The organism is Rahnella sp. BIGb0236, from assembly GCF_004364755.1.
In the GTDB taxonomy this organism is placed as follows: domain Bacteria; phylum Pseudomonadota; class Gammaproteobacteria; order Enterobacterales; family Enterobacteriaceae; genus Rahnella; species Rahnella victoriana.
This window is the reverse complement of the sequence record NZ_SOAO01000002.1, coordinates 486,015-503,231: the sequence shown is the minus strand read 5'-3', so window position 1 is coordinate 503,231 and position 17,217 is coordinate 486,015. Positions and strand designations below refer to the sequence as shown.

Below are 17,217 nucleotides of genomic sequence, written 5' to 3'. Positions count from 1 at the left end.
CTGCGAAGGGGGAGGGCGGGAGGGGGTTTTAAGGGCTAACTCTTTGTCAAAGCACACTTTAACTATTGGATTTTGACCTTAATACCCCACCCCAACCCTCCCCTTCGCAGGGGAGGGAGCCGATCAAATCAAAGCTTTTCAACTGCCCATTCAATGCCGCTGGCGTATTCTTCCGGCAGCATCGGGACCAGTGCGTTGAGGTCGTCTTTCAGCAGGCTGGCGCTGGCGTCGTTGAGGTTCAGGTGTCCGACTTTACGGCCGGGACGCACCTCTTTCTCGTACCAGTGCAGATTGACCAGCGTCAGGCTCAGCCATTCTTCTGAGACATCTGTGCCGATCAGATTCACCATCACCGACGGCGTGCTGACGACCGGTTTCGGCAGCGGCAGACCGAGAATGGCGCGCAGGTGCATTTCAAACTGGCTGTAAGACGCGCCATTTTGCGTCCAGTGCCCGCTGTTGTGGACACGCGGTGCCAGTTCATTGATCAGTAAACCTTCGCTGACCACGAAACATTCCATCGCCATTACGCCGACATAATTCAGTTCGTTCATGATCGCCGACAGCATGCTTTCCGCCTGCTGTTGCAGGGCGGCGTCAGGTTGCGGCAGCGCAACGCTGGTGCGCAGAATGCCGTCCTGATGCAGATTGTGGGTCAGCGGATAAAAGACGGTTTTGCCGTCGTGACCCCGTGCGCCGACCAGCGAAACTTCGCCGGAGAAGTTGATGCCCTGCTCAACGATGCATTCGCCGTAGCAATCCTGCGGCAGGGTATGTTCTTCGCCGGAACGCAGACGCCACTGACCACGGCCGTCGTAGCCGCCGACGCGGCGTTTAACAATCGCCAGTTCGCCAAGCTGTGAGAAGACCTGCGGCCATTCGGCGGCATCAGCCAGTAACTGCCACGGCGCGGTCGCCAGACCGAGCTGGTCGAGCAATTGTTTTTGCGTCAGGCGATCGGCCAGACGCGGAAAGATGTCGCGGTTAACGAACGCATTGTGCGTCGCCAGTTCGCGGGTCAGTGCCGTTTCCGGCCAGCGTTCGATTTCAGCGGTGATCACGCTTTGCTGATACGGCACGGCTTCCGGTTCGGCATCCAGACCCACAGGATAAACGGCGATGCCCAGCGGTTCACCGGCCTGACGCAGCATTCTGCCTAACTGACCGTTTCCGAGTACGCAAACCGGCTTCATGCTTCCTCCCGCGGATCGGGATTGTTCAGCACTTCGTCGGTTTGTGCGATGCGCCACGCGGCCAGATTTTTGGCAATCTCAGCATCGTGCAGCGCCAGAATTTGTGCGGCCAGCAATGCGGCGTTAGCGGCACCGGCTTTTCCGATCGCCAGCGTACCGACCGGAATACCACGTGGCATTTGTACGATGGAATACAGACTGTCGATGCCGCTCAGTGCAGCACTTTGCACCGGTACACCGAGCACCGGCACCAGCGTTTTTGCCGCCAGCATGCCCGGTAAATGCGCTGCGCCACCGGCACCCGCAATGATCACATCAAAGCCGTTGGCGGAAGCCTGCTCAGCAAAAGTGAACAATTTATCCGGCGTACGGTGAGCGGAGACGATATCGACATGGAAAGGAATATTCAGCGTTGTGAGAACTTCTGCGGCGAACTGCATGGTCGCCCAGTCACTTTTAGACCCCATAACGATGGCGATTTTTGCCGGGGTAACGTTGGATGACATGTCTGTAAAGCTCCTGTGATTCGGAAATAGAAACTGCGAGGGCGCAAATGATAGCATGCTCCGTGAGGGAGGAAAACGGTTGCGTCGCCGCAAAACGGTGCATTTTTGGTGAGAAGTGGGCGGCAGATTTGTATAATCCACACCACGATATTGATGACACACCTGACTGGAAACTGATTTATGACGCAGGCTTTACTGGCACCGATTTATGATTTTCTTCACTGTGAAACGCCCGCGCTGTGGGTGGATGTGGCGCTGGAAAATCAGACGGTGATGCTGATCGACCACGCTAACTGTGAAAAGAAGGCGGCGGCCACGGCGATGAGCCTGATGACCAAATACCTTGAGCGCACCGAACTGCTGTTTTGCGCGGCGCGTCTGGCGCGTGAAGAACTTCATCACTTCGAACAAGTGGTGGAGATCATGCAAAAGCGCAATATCACCTATACCCAGCTTTCCCCGTCGCGCTACGCCAGCGGCATGATTAAACATACCCGCCATCACGATGATCTGAATATTCTGGTCGACCGGCTGATTATCGGGGCCTACATCGAAGCGCGTTCCTGCGAGCGTTTTGCCAAGATTGCACCGCATCTCGATGAAACCTTGTCGCGCTTTTACACCTCGTTGCTGCGTTCAGAATCACGGCATTTTACCGACTATCTGGCACTGGCAGAGCAATACGCCGGGACGGATATCAGCGAGCGTGTGGAGGAGTTTGGCAGGATTGAAGCGGAACTGATCTTAACCCCGGACGAGCAGTTCCGCTTCCATTCAGGCGTACCCGTTACCCTTCATACTTCGAGCTGCTGATGCGTTGACTGCGCTCATTCACCCCGGTCACTTAGTCAGCTAAGCTCCCGGGGATTCATGAGCTTGTCGCCTTCCAGCCCCTCAAATTATTTAGGGTATGGAAAGGTGACTCAAAACGGGAATCTTATCAGCTCGACGTTATCGGCGGTGACTTTCACCATTGAGCCTTCTTCGTGCCAGGCGCCGAGTACCACACGATGGCCGGTTTTGTTACCGAGCGGGACATCGTGAATGGCTGGCCGATGGGTGTGACCGTGGATCATCCATTCGACGCCCGCCATCTGCATTTCACTGACCACCGCCTGCGGGTTCACATCCATAATGTCCATGGATTTGCCCTGATTAGACGCTTTGCTGTTGGCGCGCATTCTGGCAGCAATCGCCAGTCGCCATTTCAGCGGCAGCATCAGGAACAGTTTCTGGATAAACGGATTGTGCACTTTTTTGCGGAAGTTCTGATACGCGACATCGTCGGTACACAACGTGTCACCGTGCAGGATCAGCACGCGGCGTCCGTACAACTCGAGCACTTTTTTCTCCGGCAGCAACGTCATCAGGCTGTCGCGGGCGAAACGTCTGCCGAGCAGAAAATCGCGATTGCCATGAATGAAAAAGCAGGGCACGCCTTGCTGGTGTAACTGATTGAGTGCGGCGGAGATGTCAGCGTGAAGCGGTTGCGGATCGTCGTCGCCAATCCAGGCTTCGAACAGGTCGCCGAGGATGTACAGGGCGTCGGCCTGCGGCGCATCTTCACGCAGAAAACGCAGAAAACCGGCAGTGATTGCCGGTTCCTGTGCGCAAAGATGGATATCTGCGATAAAAAACGTGGTCATCCCGACGTTGATTATTCGCTGACTGTGACGCTTTTGATCACAACATCTTCTTGTGGAACGTCCTGATGCATGCCGCTGCGACCGGTTTTCACCGCTTTGATCGCGTCAACCACGTCCTGACCTTCAACCACTTCTGCGAATACGCAGTAACCCCAACCCTGTGCGTTTTTGCCGCTGTGGTTCAGGAAATCGTTGTCAGTGACGTTGATGAAGAACTGTGCCGTGGCAGAGTGCGGATCGTTAGTACGGGCCATCGCCAGCGTGCCTTTGGTGTTTTTCAGGCCGTTGTCTGCTTCGTTATCGATAGGTGCATCGGTGTTTTTCTGGTTCATGCCAGGCTCAAAACCGCCGCCCTGGATCATGAAACCGTTAATCACACGGTGGAAAATGGTGTTGTCGTAGAAGCCTTTACGGCAATAGTTCAGGAAGTTCTCAACCGTGGCTGGCGCTTTGTCTGCGAAAGTTTTAATGACGATGTCGCCGTGGTTGGTGTGTAAAGTGACCATAATTATCATCCTGCTAATGTTGATGTGTGCTCTCTGTCAGAGCGGCTACTATAGCCTTTTCTTATACCATAACTCAAAAGTTGCCGTCAGCAGCGCCTTTGTGACCACTAAAGCCCGTCCGGCGGCCTTATGCCGTTTCGGTGAAATCATTTTCGTTATATTATGGCCGTTAGTGTCGCTTAAATGCGCCAACGTCATTTTCTACGCCCAACACACGGAATAGCCTGATGCTGAAGATTTTTAATACCCTGAGTCGCCAAAAAGAGGAATTCAAGCCAATTCATGCCGGTAAAGTCGGGATGTACGTGTGTGGGATCACTGTTTACGACCTGTGTCATATCGGCCACGGTCGCACCTTTGTGTCTTTCGACGTGGTATCGCGTTACCTGCGTTACCTCGGTTATGACCTGAAATACGTGCGTAACATCACCGATATCGACGACAAAATCATTAAACGTGCGGCTGAAAAGGGCGAAACGTTCATGACGCTGACAGAGCGTATGATCGCGGAAATGCACGCGGATTTCGCCTCCCTGAACATTTTGCCGCCCGATTCCGAACCGCGCGCCACGCAGCATATTCATGAAATTATCGATATCGTACAGAAGCTGATCGACCGCGATCACGCTTATGTCGCATCGAACGGCGACGTGATGTTCTGGGTGGAAAGCGATCCTGATTACGGTGTGTTGTCCCGTCAGGATCTGGACCAGCTTCAGGCCGGTGCGCGCGTGGAAGTAGAAGCTAACGTCAAACGCAATCCGATGGATTTCGTGCTGTGGAAAATGTCCAAACCGGGCGAACCGAGCTGGACTTCTCCGTGGGGCGAAGGCCGTCCGGGCTGGCACATCGAATGTTCGGCGATGAACTGCAAACAACTTGGTGCGCATTTCGACATTCACGGCGGCGGTTCTGATCTGATGTTCCCGCACCACGAAAACGAAATTGCACAGTCAAGCTGCGCGCACGACGGCCCGTACGTCAACACCTGGATGCACTCCGGCATGGTGATGATCGACCGCGAAAAGATGTCCAAATCGCTGGATAACTTTTTCACCGTGCGCGATGTGCTGAAATATTACGATGCCGAAAGCGTGCGTTACTTCCTGATGTCGGGTCATTACCGCAGCCAGCTGAACTACAGTGAAGAGAACCTGAAACTGGCGCGTACCTCGATGGAACGCCTGTATACCGCGCTGCGCGGGACTGACGTCAGTGCCGCGCCAGCCGGTGGCGACGCGTTTGTTGCGCGTTTCCGTGCGGCCATGGACGACGATTTCAACACGCCGGAAGCCTATTCCGTGCTGTTCGATATGGCGCGTGACATCAACCGTCTGAAAGCGGAAGACCTGTCTGCGGCCAACGGTCTGGCGGCGGAACTGCGTCAGCTGGCGGGCGTGCTTGGCCTGCTGGAGCAGGATCCGGAGCAGTTCCTGAAATCAGGCGCGCAGGCGGATAACGATGATGAAGTCGCTGAAATCGAAGCGTTGATCAAACAACGTAACGATGCCCGCGCCAGCAAAGACTGGGGCATGGCGGATAAAGCGCGCGATCGTCTGAATGAAATGGGCATCGTGTTAGAAGACGGACCGGCCGGTACCACCTGGCGTCGCAAATAATTTCCTTCATAGCTGAAACCGCCGCCGCGTTGGCTGCGTTCGCGAACCCGGGTCACTGACTTATGTCAGCTCCCCGGGATTCGTTCACTTGCCGCCTTGCTGCAACTCCGGTTATTTTGGAGATGCGAGACATATAGCCTCCTTCCGGGAGGCTTTTTTATAAGGAGCCTCCTGTGACCACTCTGTTTCTGACCTATCAGCCTCCGTATGACTGGCAATGGATGACGGCGTTTCTCGGCGCGCGTGCCTTGCAGGGCGTGGAGCAGCAGGATGGCGAATATTACCAGCGTACGCTGGCGGTGATGCACAATGACCAGCGCCTGACCGGCTGGCTGCGGCTGCGGCCGTTACCTGAGCGCGACGGCGTCGAGCTGGAGGTGTCGCCGTCACTCTCGCCGGTGGCGGAGAAGGTGGCTGCGCAGGTGCGACGTCTGCTGGATCTGGACGCGCAGCCACAGCTTATCGCCGAAGGTCTGGGGTCGCTGGCAGAAAATGCCGTGGGATTGCGTCTGCCGGGATGTGCTGACCGTTTTGAACTGGTGGTGCGGGCGATCCTCGGGCAACTGGTGAGCGTAAAAATGGCGGCGACACTGGCGACGCGGCTGACTGAAAAATGGGGCGAGCCGGTCAGTACGCCGTTTGCGGCGCTGACGCATTTGTTCCCGTCTCCGGCGGTTGTCGGGCAGTTAACGGTGGAGGATTTGCGCGGTATCGGCGTGCAGGCCAGACGCGCAGCCGGGCTGATTGGTTTTGCGCAGGCGGTGGCAGAAGGGCGTTTACCGCTTGATGACATCACGGATGTGCAGGAGGGCATAAAACGGCTGCTGGCGATGCCGGGCATTGGCAGCTGGACCGCCAGTTATGTGGCGATGCGCGCCTGGTCCGCGCCCGACGTGTTTCTCGGCGGTGACTATCTGATTAAACAGCGTTTTCCAGGCATGACGCCGGGACAAATCGCCCGCTATGCCGAAGTGTGGAAACCGTGGCGAACCTACGCCACGCTGCATTTGTGGTTCAACAACGACTGGCAGCCCGATACGCCGTGACCGGTTATTCGCCTGTCAGATGCGCTTTTGCGGTTTTCTGCCCCGGCTCGTAACGAAATACCCGCCCGCGTCCGTGATGTTTGGCGGTATAACAGGCCATATCCGCCTGCGCCATATATTCACTGCCACTGACATTCGCATCGTTTATTTCCGTCAGTCCGGCACTGGCACCGATGCGGTAGATTTTGCCTTCCCACATAAACGGGAAGCCGTTAATTTTATCGACCAGTTGCGTCAGCATCGCCAGCCCCTGTTCCAGCGGACAATCAAACAGGATCAGCGCAAATTCATCGCCGCCCAGCCGCGCCAGCCGGTCGCTGTTGCGGATATGTTCCTGCATCAGTGCGCTGATCTGGCGCAGTAATTCATCCCCGGCCGCGTGACCTGCGGTGTCATTAATGGCCTTGAAGTGATCCAGATCGATAAAGGCCATACCGTGAGGCTGATGCTGTGTGGCGGTCAGATTCAGGGCTTTTTTCAGGCTCGATTCGAAACTGCCCCGGTTTGCCAGTCCGGTCAATAAATCGTGTGACGCGCTGTGGCTGAGCTTACGCATCAGTTCGCGGGATTTACTGACGTCCTGAATCACCAGCACAATGCCGATCGGTTCATCTTTCAGGGTACGCAGCGGGGAAACGGCCAGCTGTACATCGAACAAACCGGTGTGATAACCGTGCAGCACCAGCGACCGCTCGACGGAAGAGTGCAGGTTTTCGTTGATATCAAAGTGCAGCAGGTTGTCGATCAGCGGGCCATCCGGGCCTTTGCTGATCACCACAATGCGGTTGACCGGCTGCCCCTGCGCCTGCTGCTCCTTCCAGCCGGTCATCTTCTCGGCGACCGGATTCATAAAGGTGATGTTCATATTCCGGTCGGTTGAAATCACCGCTTCGTTGATGGAATTCAGGGTGATGTGCAGCAGTTCTTTTTCTTCATGCAGCGCTTCCGACAGGCGCTTGTTGGTCATCTCGGTGTGCTTGAGTTCGTTGATATCTTCAATCTGTGAGATGAAATACAGCGGATTATGCTGTTCGTCGCGCACCAGTGAAACGGCCAGAAATGCCCAGACAGTTTCCCCGTTGCGGCGCAGGTAGCGTTTTTCCAGGGTGTAGCTCTGAATTTCATCGGCGAGTAACTGATTCAGTAAGGCAAGGTCATTACTCAGGTCTTCGTGATAGGTAATTTCCTGAAAATTCAAGGTGGTCAGGTAATCCGATTCATAGCCCAGCAGGTTACACAGGGCTTTATTGACCTGTAAAAGTTGCCCCTGCGGTGACACCAGCGCCATGCCGATGGCGGAATATTCCATCGCATTGCGGAAACGATTTTCGCTCTGGGTAATGTGCGATTTTTCAGCGCGCAGGGCATGCATGGCCATCGCCATGGCGTTCGCCGGTAACAGGATCAGCAGTAACGGCAGGAAGATTAATCCCTGCGGCACCTGCATGGTATGCGGTTGCACGGTGATGATCCCGCTGGTGTGCAGCAGGGCGATCATCAGCGTCATCGACAGAAAAACAATAAACGCTTCCACACGGGGCAGGCGGATAGCGCACCACAGCAACGGGATGGTGATAAACGCAAAGGTGTAAGGCAGCCATTTCAGTGCCAGAAAACCGGCGACCAGTGTCAGAATTAAGGTCAGCAGTAACACGAAAAAGCGCGGTGAGGCGAGCAGCCGGGTCAGATAACCCCGCTGATACACCAGCCCCAGCGGCGTCAGTGCCAGAATAGCCACGGCTTCTGACATGTACCAGGTGGCAAAACGGTTCTGCAATTCCTCCGGCGAATGCACATGCAGAATAAACAGCATCATGATCACCGAACTGACCAGCGGGCAGAAAATCACGGCGATAAGCAGAAATTTCATCCACTGGTTCAGGCCGGAAAGCGGATCCTGCCGCGACAGCATGCGCCGCAAAAGCGCCGCGCACAGCGAGGCTTCCAGCAGATTGTTCAGCAGATAAGGCAGATAGCGCAGAAAGGGCGTGCCCACCAGCGTATGCGCGGCAGCGATACCCAGTGCGGCCGCACACAGCAGCGGGATCCAGTGGCGGAAGTTGTGATGGAATAACACCGGGATCAACAATGACGTCGGCAGCCACAGGCCCGCCAGCGTAGACGAGTTCTGGATGATTTTCATGCACACCAGAGCCAGCAGGCAGATTGAGATGCCTGTAAGAAGCGGTGTTTTCCAGTTTGCCCGCTCGTCATCGTCGAAGGGCGACATGCTATTTTCCACAGTGAAACCTTATTCTGGCTGACGGTAAAAGGCAGACAGTGACATTTATTTTTATATTCTTGTCATGCAGTTGCCACAGGTGTGCAGCACGCTGTTGCGTGATCAGTATCGGAAGGTCACAGCTAATTATTAATATAAATTTGCCATTACGCTGTAATAAATAACGAAAAACCGGCCCGTAAGCCGGTATTCGTCAGTTAAAGCAGGAAAATGGTGGCAAGGCCGAGGAAAATGAAGAAACCGCCGGTATCGGTGAGGGCGGTGATCATCACGCTGGAACCGACCGCCGGGTCGCGGCCAAGGCGCACCATGGTCAGCGGGATCACCACGCCCATCACCGCGGCCAGCAGTAAATTGAGGACCATCGCCAGCGTCATCACGGCGCCCATTTCCCAGTCGCCATACAGCAGCCAGGTGACGATGCCCATCAGTCCGCCCCACACCAGACCGTTGATCAGCGCAACGCCCAGCTCCCTGAACATCAGGAATTTCAGGTTGCCGAGCTGGACATGGTGCAGCGCCAGCCCGCGGACGATCATGGTGATGGTCTGATTACCGGTATTGCCGCCGATCCCGGCGACGATCGGCATCAGTGCGGCCAGGGCCACCAGTTGCGAAATGGTGTGTTCGAACAGACCGATGACGCGCGACGCAACAAAGGCGGTACACAAATTGATGGCCAGCCATGCCCAGCGGTTACGGACGGCTTTGGTCACCGGCGAGAAAACGTCTTCTTCAGGGCTTAAGCCCCCCATCCGGCGTAAATTGCTGTCGGTGTCGTTGTTGACGAAATCAACGATTTCTTCGACGGTCAGACGGCCCATCAGTTTGCCCTTTTTATCCACCACGGGCGCGGTGATCAGGTCATAACGTTCGAACGCACTGGCGGCGTCTTCGGCCTTGTCTTCCGGCTCAAAACTGGTGAGATCGGTCACCATCACGTCGGAAACCAGCGTATGCGGTGAATTGAGCAAAATGGTGGTCAGCGGCAGTTCGCCGAGCAGGGTGTTTTTCCTGTCAGTGATAAAGACTTTGTCGGTGGCCTGCGGAATGGCTTTGCGCGAGCGGAGAAAACGCTGAACGGTACCGAGGGTGACGTCCGGGCGCACGGTCAGCAGCTCGAAATCCATGATACGACCCACGCACTCTTTACTGAATTTCATGACCTCGCGGACTTTCTCGCGCTGGCGCGGATCCAGCGAGGTCAGTACCCGGCCAATCAGGTCGCGCGGCAGATATTCCGCCAGATAGACCTGATCATCCACGTCCAGCAGCGACATGGTTTTCAACAGGTCTTTGTCGCTCATCTCTTCGATCAGGCTGTCCCAGACCGTTTCTGACACTTCCACCAGCGCTTTACCGCGTGCGGCCGGTTCCACCAGCCGCCAGAGCGCCAGACGCTCGCGGATCGGCAAGGCTTCCAGAACGTCCGCGACGTCCGCCGCGTGGAGATTTTGTACCCGCGAGGTCAGCTCGGCGGTGTTGTCCATCAGTTGCGCGCGCGTGGCGTCATCAACATCCGGTTCCTCGCCCAGAATACTGTCTGCGAGGTCATCGGTGTTCAGAAGGAGATCGAGGATCCTGCTGCGGCTTTCCGCCAGTTTTTGTCCGTAATTTTTAGGTTTTTCGGCAGACATTGGGGATCCTTAGTCCTTAGCGTAACGGCAGGTTTTCAGGGTGCCGGTACAGGTTTTTTCGGGGGTCTTTTCCTGAGGAGTGACGGTTTGCGCATCAGTCTGGCTTTGTTTTTGATTCTGATGATGGGAATACGCACCGATGGCGGAATAGACCAGACGCCCGAACAAAATAATGAAGCTGATCGCTAAAACGATTTTGGTCATTTTTATGTTTATTTTTCGAGACATAATAAAGTCACTTAAATGAATTTTGCTCCGGTAAGCTTGAGGATGGCGTGCTCAGAATAACGGTTACACTATATAGCACATCTAAACAGGCTGCTAAGAAACGCAAAAAATAGGCGGTATTTGTTTTAAGTGTTTTTTCGCGATAAACATAAAGATTCTGTTTATTGATCTGCATCATGGGATTTAAGATAAGGCAGATTAGAATTCAGCCATATTTTATACAATTGTGCCCGGGCCTCCGCTGTATTCTCTTTTCTCCGTACTTTTCTGTGAAATGGCGTTTTTACGACGATAATTGAGGACAGAGCCTTTCGCTGCTGTCGCCGGACTGCCTGCCGGACGTCCGTTACACCCTGAATCATTCACCGCGGCATGAAGTTCATGCGCAAAAACTTAGATGGACTTGATGCGTAAACATTTTTCCTGGCATGACGTGCGTCATAAATGGTGGGGACTGCCTGCGATTTGTGCGCTGGTGCTGATCCCGGTGACCTCCTGGCTTTCGCCGATCATCTTCCTGCCGGATGGCCGTACCTATCTTATTTATATGCCGATGGCGACCTGCGTCGCCTTGCTGATGGTGTTCGACTGGGCCGCATTGCCCGGCATTGTGCTGACCCTGTTCCTGCGCTATTACCTGCGGGTCGGTGCCGAGATGGGCATGCTGATGACGGTGATTTACTTCACGGCACTCACGCTGGCCTGGCTCGGATACCGATGGCAGGCGGGAAGCCGCTGGTCAGCGCCGCTCGGGCTGATGAATCTGGCGAAAGCGCGGGTAGGCTGGTTGCTGATTTTCCTGACGTTATTCTTCGTTATCGTCTTGCAGATTGTGGTTGAAAGCGGATTGCTGCCCGGCTATCTGGGCATGGCTACGCGGGACTTTGTCACGCTCAGAACGCTGGTCAATATGCAGGCGATGATTTTGGGGATCCTGCTCAACTCGCATGTGATTTATCTGGTGTTACGCATTATCCGTAAACCGCGTTATTTCTGCGTGGTGTACACCAGGCTGCGTAAACAGCTGGCACCGGGTGTGAAGTTCGCTGAAATTGTCCTGTGGTTTATGGTGCTGGCTGTCATGGTGACGCTGCTCTGTCTGCCGGGGCTGAGCGAGCCTTTCATGAAGATTTTACTCAGTGATTACACGCTGACGCTGCTGTTCCCGGTATTACTGTTCGGGGCATGGCGTTACGGTTATTACTTTATCAGTATTGTCTGGACCTTCACCCTGACAATCTTATTCAATTACTATCAGGGCTTTATCTCCGAACACGGGTTTATCCATAACCTGGTGTTCGTCTCCGCCCTGATGCTGGTGTATACCGTTACGCTGCTGCTGATGGCGGCCATTGCGTCCCGCCAGCGTCTGCTGATGAAAAGAACCAGCGCCGCCGCGTTGCAGGATCCGGTATTCGGTTTACCCAATCTGCGCGCCTTTAACCGCGATCTGGCGCGTTACCCGCGTTCCATGCTGTGCTTCATCCGGGTTTCCGATATGGACGTGCTGAGCCGTAATTACGGCATGCAACTGCGCATCCAGTTCAAACAACAACTGGCACTCGGGCTGAAGCCTTATCTGCAGGCGGGAGAACGGGTTTATCATCTGCCGGGTTACGATCTGGTGTTGCGCCTGAACTGTGAGGATGCAGATAAGAAACTGCAGGAGCTGCATGAGCATCTGGAAGATTTCCGCCTGATCTGGAACGGCCTGCCGCTGCATCCCAATATCGGTTTATCCTACTGCACGGTGTATTCGCCGGTAGAACATCTGCCGATTTTGCTGGGCGAACTGAGCGGGATTGCCGAGGTTTCCCTGACCACCGGACAGCCGGAATCGAATAAAAACGATCACAGTCAGGTGCAGCTGGAAATCAGAGAGAAGGTCGACATGTTGCATAAAATCCAGCGTGCGCTGGATGACGACCGCTTTGTGCTGATGGCGCAGCCGATCTTCGGCGTGCGTGGCGACAGTTATCATGAAATTCTGCTGCGCATGTCTGACGGCGAAGAAGGGACGATGATCACACCGGATAAATTCCTGCCGGTGGTGCATGAGTTCGGGCTGTCGTATCAGCTGGATATGTGGGTGCTGAAACACACGCTGATGTTTATTAATCAGAACCGCGTGCGACTGCCGAGCCTGCGCTTTGCGGTGAATTTCACGCCGTCGACGCTGTGCCGCCCGACGTTTACCCGCGATTTTAAAACGCTGATGCTGGAGTATGAAATTGAGCCGTTCCAGATCGTGCTGGAAGTGACGGAATCTCACTTACTTCAGAACATGAAATATGCCGATTTTGCGATGCGGGAACTCCGGTCCTACGGCTGCCGGATTGCCATTGATGATTTCGGTACCGGGTATGCCAGCTATGGCCGTCTGAAAGCCATTCAGGCCGATATTCTGAAGATTGACGGCAGCTTCGTGCGCAATATGCTCACCGATTCGCTGGATGCCTACATTGTGCAGTCCATCTGTCAGGTGGCGCGTATGAAGCATCTGTCGATTGTAGCGGAATATGTGGAGACGGAAGAACAGAAAACCGCGCTGCACGCGCTGGGCGTGGATTATATGCAGGGGTATCTGGTGGGGAAACCGGAACCGTTAGACAAACTGCTGGAATTCCCGCTCGCCTGATTGTCTGTGAGTCCGTAAAAAGAAAAAGCCCTCCGCGCAGAGACTGCGGGAGGGCTTTTTTCATGCCGGGAACGGTCAGCTTTCTGCGATACCGTCTTCTTCTTCGAGCATCAGTTTCCAGCCCGTGACGTCTTCCCAGTAACTCTGTTCTTTTTCGAAATCCAGTTGAACCAGGTTGTTCTGCGCCAGATAGCCGGCGGGGAACCGCAGCGTCCAGTGATTATCATCGGTCGATAACCGCAGGGATTCCGGCGTGGTCGTCGACTGGCGCTGGTTATTGAGCAACGCGCCTAAACGCAGAAGCTGGATCAGCGGAATGTAATGCTTTTTCTTAAACAGGTTCAGGCGCGGCAGTTCTTCCAGCTTGATGGCTTTACGGTGGAAGCGAACCAGCGTCGCCAGCAGCGTTTGCTGTTCCTGATTGAATCCCGGCAAATTGGTGTTTTGCAGGATGTATGAGGAATGCCGGTGCATGCCGGTGTGATTAATGCTCAGACCGACTTCATGCAGCATGGCGCTGAATTTCAGCAGGGATTCCAGCTGTGGCTGCACCAGCTTGGTGTTTTGCGCCAGCCACTGCGCATACAATTGCTCGGTGGTGTCCAGCACGCGGCGCGCCTGTTCACGGTCGATATTGTAATGCTCGGCCAGACTTTTTGCGGTACGGGTGCGGATGTCCTGATGGCGGAAACGGCCTTCCATTTCATACAGCACACCTTCACGCAGCGCGCCGTCAGACAGTCGCAGCTCTTTGACCGCCAGCGCATCGAATACGCCGCGCAGAATCGCCAGACCCGGCACAAACACCGATTGCCGGTCTTCCGACAGGCCCGGTAAATCCAGTGCGCTGAAATGTTTAAAGTCCAGTACCGCTTCGGTCAGCATTTCCAGACGTTCCGGCGTAATTAACCCGTCCTTTTCACCCATCGCCACCAGCACTTCATGCGCAGCTTTGATACTGCCCGAAGCGCCCAGCGCATACTGCCAGCCCTGCAGACGATATTGCCATGCCAGCGTTTCCAGTTTCTGCGCGGCAGCAAGCTGCGCGCGTTTGAAATTACTGCGGCTGATTTCGCCGTTCGGGAAAAACATCTGCGCGAAACTGACGCAGCCCATACGGCGGCTTTCGGCCAGCAACGGCTCGAAATCTTCACCGATAACCAGCTCCGTCGAACCGCCGCCGATATCCACCACCAGCTTGCGGCCTTTTTCCGGCTGGGTATGTTCAACACCCATAAAAATCAGGCGCGCTTCTTCCTGCCCGGAAATGATCTCAATCGGATAGGGGATCACTTCTTTGGCGCGCTTGAGGAATTCCTCGGCATTCACTGCCTGACGCAAAGTGTGCGTCCCGACGATGGTGACGTTGTTTTCCGGAAAACCCTGCAGGCGTTCGGCGAATAAAGCCAGGCAATCCAGCCCGCGTTGAATGGCTTCTTCACTGAGCACATTTTTACTGTCGAGGCCATCGGCCAGATGAACGCGTTGTTTCAGGCGTCCCAGGACCTGCAACGCGCCGTTAACGACGCGTGCGATCACCATATGGAAACTGTTCGACCCGAGATCGATCGCCGCAATTTCCTGTGGCTTGGCATTCAGTGGGCTGTTTTTAAGGGGCATAGTTGTGTAACGCTCCAGGGGTTCAGGCTTGCTGACTTTGTTGTTCCAGCTCTTTCAGATATTCATAAATCGCCAGTTGCGCTCGGACTTTGCGGCGATTTCCGCGTGGAACATACCGGTTGCTCAGTTCTTTATCAATCACTCTGGCTTTTACTGTGTCACTAAACAGCAGTTCAAGGATATCCAGAACGCGCTGTTTCAGACGCGGATCGAGCAGGGCGACAGCCACTTCAATGCGATAATCAATATTGCGCGTCATCCAGTCGGCAGAAGAGAGGAAGACTTTAGTATCGCCACCGTTTTCAAAGACATAGACGCGATCGTGTTCAAGATAGCGGTCAATGATGCTGGTGACCTGAATATTTTCGCTAAAGCCGGGCAGATTCGGCACCAGCGAGCACATCCCGCGGATCAGCAGACGGATTTTGACCCCGACGTTCGACGCCACGTAAAGACGGTCAATCAGCCCTTTATCCACCAGGTTATTGATTTTCAGCGTAATACTGCCGGTTCCGCCTGCCTGAACGTTGGCGATTTCACGGTCGATCAGACGGTAAAGCATGTCACGGGAGTTTTGCGGTGACACCATGAGATGTTCGAACGACACCGGGCGGTACGGGTTTTCAATAAAGTTAAAGACCCGGCGGACTTCGTTGGTGATCCTCGCGTCGGCGGTGAGCAGCGAATAGTCGGTATAAAGGCGGGCGGTTTTCTCGTTAAAGTTACCGGTCCCAATATGAGCATAGCGGACAATTTCGTCGCCTTCGCGGCGGGAAATAAGAAAGAGTTTTGCGTGAATTTTCAAACCGGGGGCAGAGAAAATAACGTGTACACCGGCTTCTGTCAGACGTTTCGCCCAGTGAATGTTAGCTTCTTCATCGAAGCGCGCCTGCAGTTCGACCACCACGGTGACTTTCTTGCCGTTGTGCGCGGCGTGGATCATCGATTCGATAATGCGGGAATCTTTCGCCACGCGGTAAATATTGATTTTGATCGACAGCACGTTCGGGTCGAACGACGCCTGACGCAGCAGTTCCAGCACGTGTTCAAAGGTGTGGTACGGATAATACAGCAGCACGTCCTGCTCGCGGATGGCCGCAAAGCCGTTGCGGAATTTATCGAACCACAAATGGCGCAGACGAGGCAGCGGACGGTTGACCAGATTGGCTTTACCGACATTCGGGAAGCCGATGAAATCTTTGAAATTGTGGTAGCGGCCCCCGGCGATCACCGAATCATAATTGGAAATTCCGAGTTTGCCGCGCAGCAGTTCGACCATCTCATCAGGCATATCGCGCTGATACACGAAACGTACCGGTTCAGCGGTCAGACGCTGTTTCAGGCTTGAAGACATCAGTTCCAGCAGGCTCGATTCCATTTCCGTGACCAGATCGTATTCGGCGTCGCGGGTCATTTTCATCGAGTAAGCATTCAGTGCATCGTAATCAAAGAAGCCTTTGAAAATATCATCCAGACAATAGCGCAGGATGTTATCGAGCAGGATCATCGGCTTACGGCGGCGGGGCGCTTCCGGCGGCAGGTTCACAAAACGCGGCACTTTGTCGGACGGGATTTCCAGCAGCGCGTAATGAATTTCTTCGCCACGGATAATTTCAACCGCCAGATAGGTGTAATCGTCTTTGAGGAACTGCACCAGATTGGTGTCGTGGTTAATCAGGATCGGCGTGATGTGCTGGCGTAACTGATGCTTGAAATACTGACGCAGCCAGGCTTGCTGATTTTCGGAGACCTGACGTTCGTTAATCAGGAAGATCTGATTACGCGCCATTTCCAGCAATAAATCGTTATAAAGGCTGTCGAATTCCTGATCAATGCGCAGCACCTTCGCCTGGATTTTTTTCAGCAAATGACGGGAGGCGCCGAGAAAACCCTGTTCCTCACTGATAAGGATGCGCCGTTTTAAATCGGCAAAACGGACTTTATAAAACTCATCAAGGTTATTGGAATAGATCCCTAAAAAACGCATCCGTTCGATCAGGGGATTGCTTTTGTCAGCCGCTTCCTGCAACACGCGTTCATTGAAGGACAGCCAGCTTAGTTCTTTCTCGATATAAAGCTTTTCCTGACCCATTTTCACTCCGTTCATTTAGCTTGCAACCTGGCCCGTACAGGCAAATTTGCCCGAAAACACCGCGATGTCGCTCAACATATTCTCCGTATTGCCTGCCTTTAAAACGGCCAGCGCAGCAGGAAGTTTTCTGTGAGAGGGGCCTAGTGTCTGCTAACAATATTGCGAAAGATTGACAGGAAAGTCCAACATAACAAAGGATGATTTCAGAAGAGTTTATATCAGGGAAATAAATGGGAGGAAAAGG

General features: G+C 54.3%; 13 protein-coding genes. 4 read left to right on the top strand and 9 right to left on the bottom strand.

Annotated elements, in window-relative coordinates:
* Window positions 1-128: 128 nt before the first annotated feature.
* Entirely contained in the window at window positions 129-1,193 is a 1,065-nt protein-coding gene (gene purK / locus EDF78_RS05875) for a 5-(carboxyamino)imidazole ribonucleotide synthase (protein ID WP_133822720.1), read from the bottom strand.
* The gene (gene purE, locus EDF78_RS05870) at window positions 1,190-1,699 is read right to left on the bottom strand and encodes a 5-(carboxyamino)imidazole ribonucleotide mutase (RefSeq protein WP_095925011.1); all 510 of its coding nucleotides are present in this window, start codon (window positions 1,697-1,699) and stop codon (window positions 1,190-1,192) included. The genes purK and purE overlap by 4 nt, the downstream gene beginning before the upstream one ends.
* A gap of 180 nt (window positions 1,700-1,879) precedes the next feature.
* Between purE and miaE the strand changes: the two genes are divergently transcribed.
* Window positions 1,880-2,512: a tRNA isopentenyl-2-thiomethyl-A-37 hydroxylase MiaE gene (miaE, locus tag EDF78_RS05865; RefSeq protein WP_133822719.1), complete on the top strand. Its 633-nt coding sequence runs from the start codon at window positions 1,880-1,882 to the stop codon at window positions 2,510-2,512.
* 110 nt (window positions 2,513-2,622) lie between these two features.
* On the opposite strand, the gene lpxH is transcribed toward miaE, so the two are convergent.
* Window positions 2,623-3,345, bottom strand: a complete 723-nt coding sequence (lpxH, locus tag EDF78_RS05860; protein WP_095925013.1) for a UDP-2,3-diacylglucosamine diphosphatase — start codon at window positions 3,343-3,345, stop codon at window positions 2,623-2,625.
* An 11-nt stretch (window positions 3,346-3,356) separates the two neighbouring features.
* Window positions 3,357-3,851 carry a peptidylprolyl isomerase B gene (gene ppiB / locus EDF78_RS05855; RefSeq protein WP_095925014.1) on the bottom strand — a complete coding sequence of 165 codons (495 nt, stop codon included), beginning with the start codon at window positions 3,849-3,851 and terminating at the stop codon, window positions 3,357-3,359.
* Window positions 3,852-4,078: 227 nt separating this feature from the next.
* On the opposite strand from ppiB, the gene cysS reads away from it, so the two are divergent.
* Together cysS and alkA are read left to right on the top strand one after the other, a co-directional pair.
* A complete protein-coding gene (gene cysS, locus EDF78_RS05850; RefSeq protein WP_119826728.1) occupies window positions 4,079-5,470 on the top strand; it encodes a cysteine--tRNA ligase in 1,392 nt (463 codons plus the stop codon).
* A 173-nt stretch (window positions 5,471-5,643) separates the two neighbouring features.
* Entirely contained in the window at window positions 5,644-6,516 is an 873-nt protein-coding gene (gene alkA, locus EDF78_RS05845; protein WP_133822718.1) for a DNA-3-methyladenine glycosylase 2, read from the top strand.
* 4 nt (window positions 6,517-6,520) lie between these two features.
* On the opposite strand, the gene EDF78_RS05840 is transcribed toward alkA, so the two are convergent.
* The 3 genes from EDF78_RS05840 to EDF78_RS05830 all read right to left on the bottom strand — a co-directional run bounded on the left by EDF78_RS05840 (window position 6,521) and on the right by EDF78_RS05830 (window position 10,623).
* Window positions 6,521-8,746 carry a diguanylate cyclase gene (locus tag EDF78_RS05840; RefSeq protein ID WP_133822717.1) on the bottom strand — a complete coding sequence of 742 codons (2,226 nt, stop codon included), beginning with the start codon at window positions 8,744-8,746 and terminating at the stop codon, window positions 6,521-6,523.
* 209 nt (window positions 8,747-8,955) lie between these two features.
* On the bottom strand, window positions 8,956-10,395 hold the full coding sequence (gene mgtE / locus EDF78_RS05835) for a magnesium transporter (protein ID WP_119826721.1): 1,440 nt from the start codon (window positions 10,393-10,395) through the stop codon (window positions 8,956-8,958).
* 9 nt (window positions 10,396-10,404) lie between these two features.
* The gene (locus EDF78_RS05830) at window positions 10,405-10,623 is read right to left on the bottom strand and encodes a YfgG family protein (protein ID WP_095925019.1); all 219 of its coding nucleotides are present in this window, start codon (window positions 10,621-10,623) and stop codon (window positions 10,405-10,407) included.
* A 406-nt stretch (window positions 10,624-11,029) separates the two neighbouring features.
* Between EDF78_RS05830 and EDF78_RS05825 the strand changes: the two genes are divergently transcribed.
* Window positions 11,030-13,261, top strand: a complete 2,232-nt coding sequence (locus tag EDF78_RS05825; RefSeq protein ID WP_233432901.1) for an EAL domain-containing protein — start codon at window positions 11,030-11,032, stop codon at window positions 13,259-13,261.
* Window positions 13,262-13,336: 75 nt separating this feature from the next.
* On the opposite strand, the gene ppx is transcribed toward EDF78_RS05825, so the two are convergent.
* Together ppx and ppk1 are read right to left on the bottom strand one after the other, a co-directional pair.
* The gene (gene ppx, locus EDF78_RS05820; RefSeq protein ID WP_119826719.1) at window positions 13,337-14,881 is read right to left on the bottom strand and encodes an exopolyphosphatase; all 1,545 of its coding nucleotides are present in this window, start codon (window positions 14,879-14,881) and stop codon (window positions 13,337-13,339) included.
* A 22-nt stretch (window positions 14,882-14,903) separates the two neighbouring features.
* Window positions 14,904-16,973: a polyphosphate kinase 1 gene (gene ppk1, locus EDF78_RS05815; RefSeq protein ID WP_095925022.1), complete on the bottom strand. Its 2,070-nt coding sequence runs from the start codon at window positions 16,971-16,973 to the stop codon at window positions 14,904-14,906.
* Window positions 16,974-17,217: the final 244 nt, after the last annotated feature.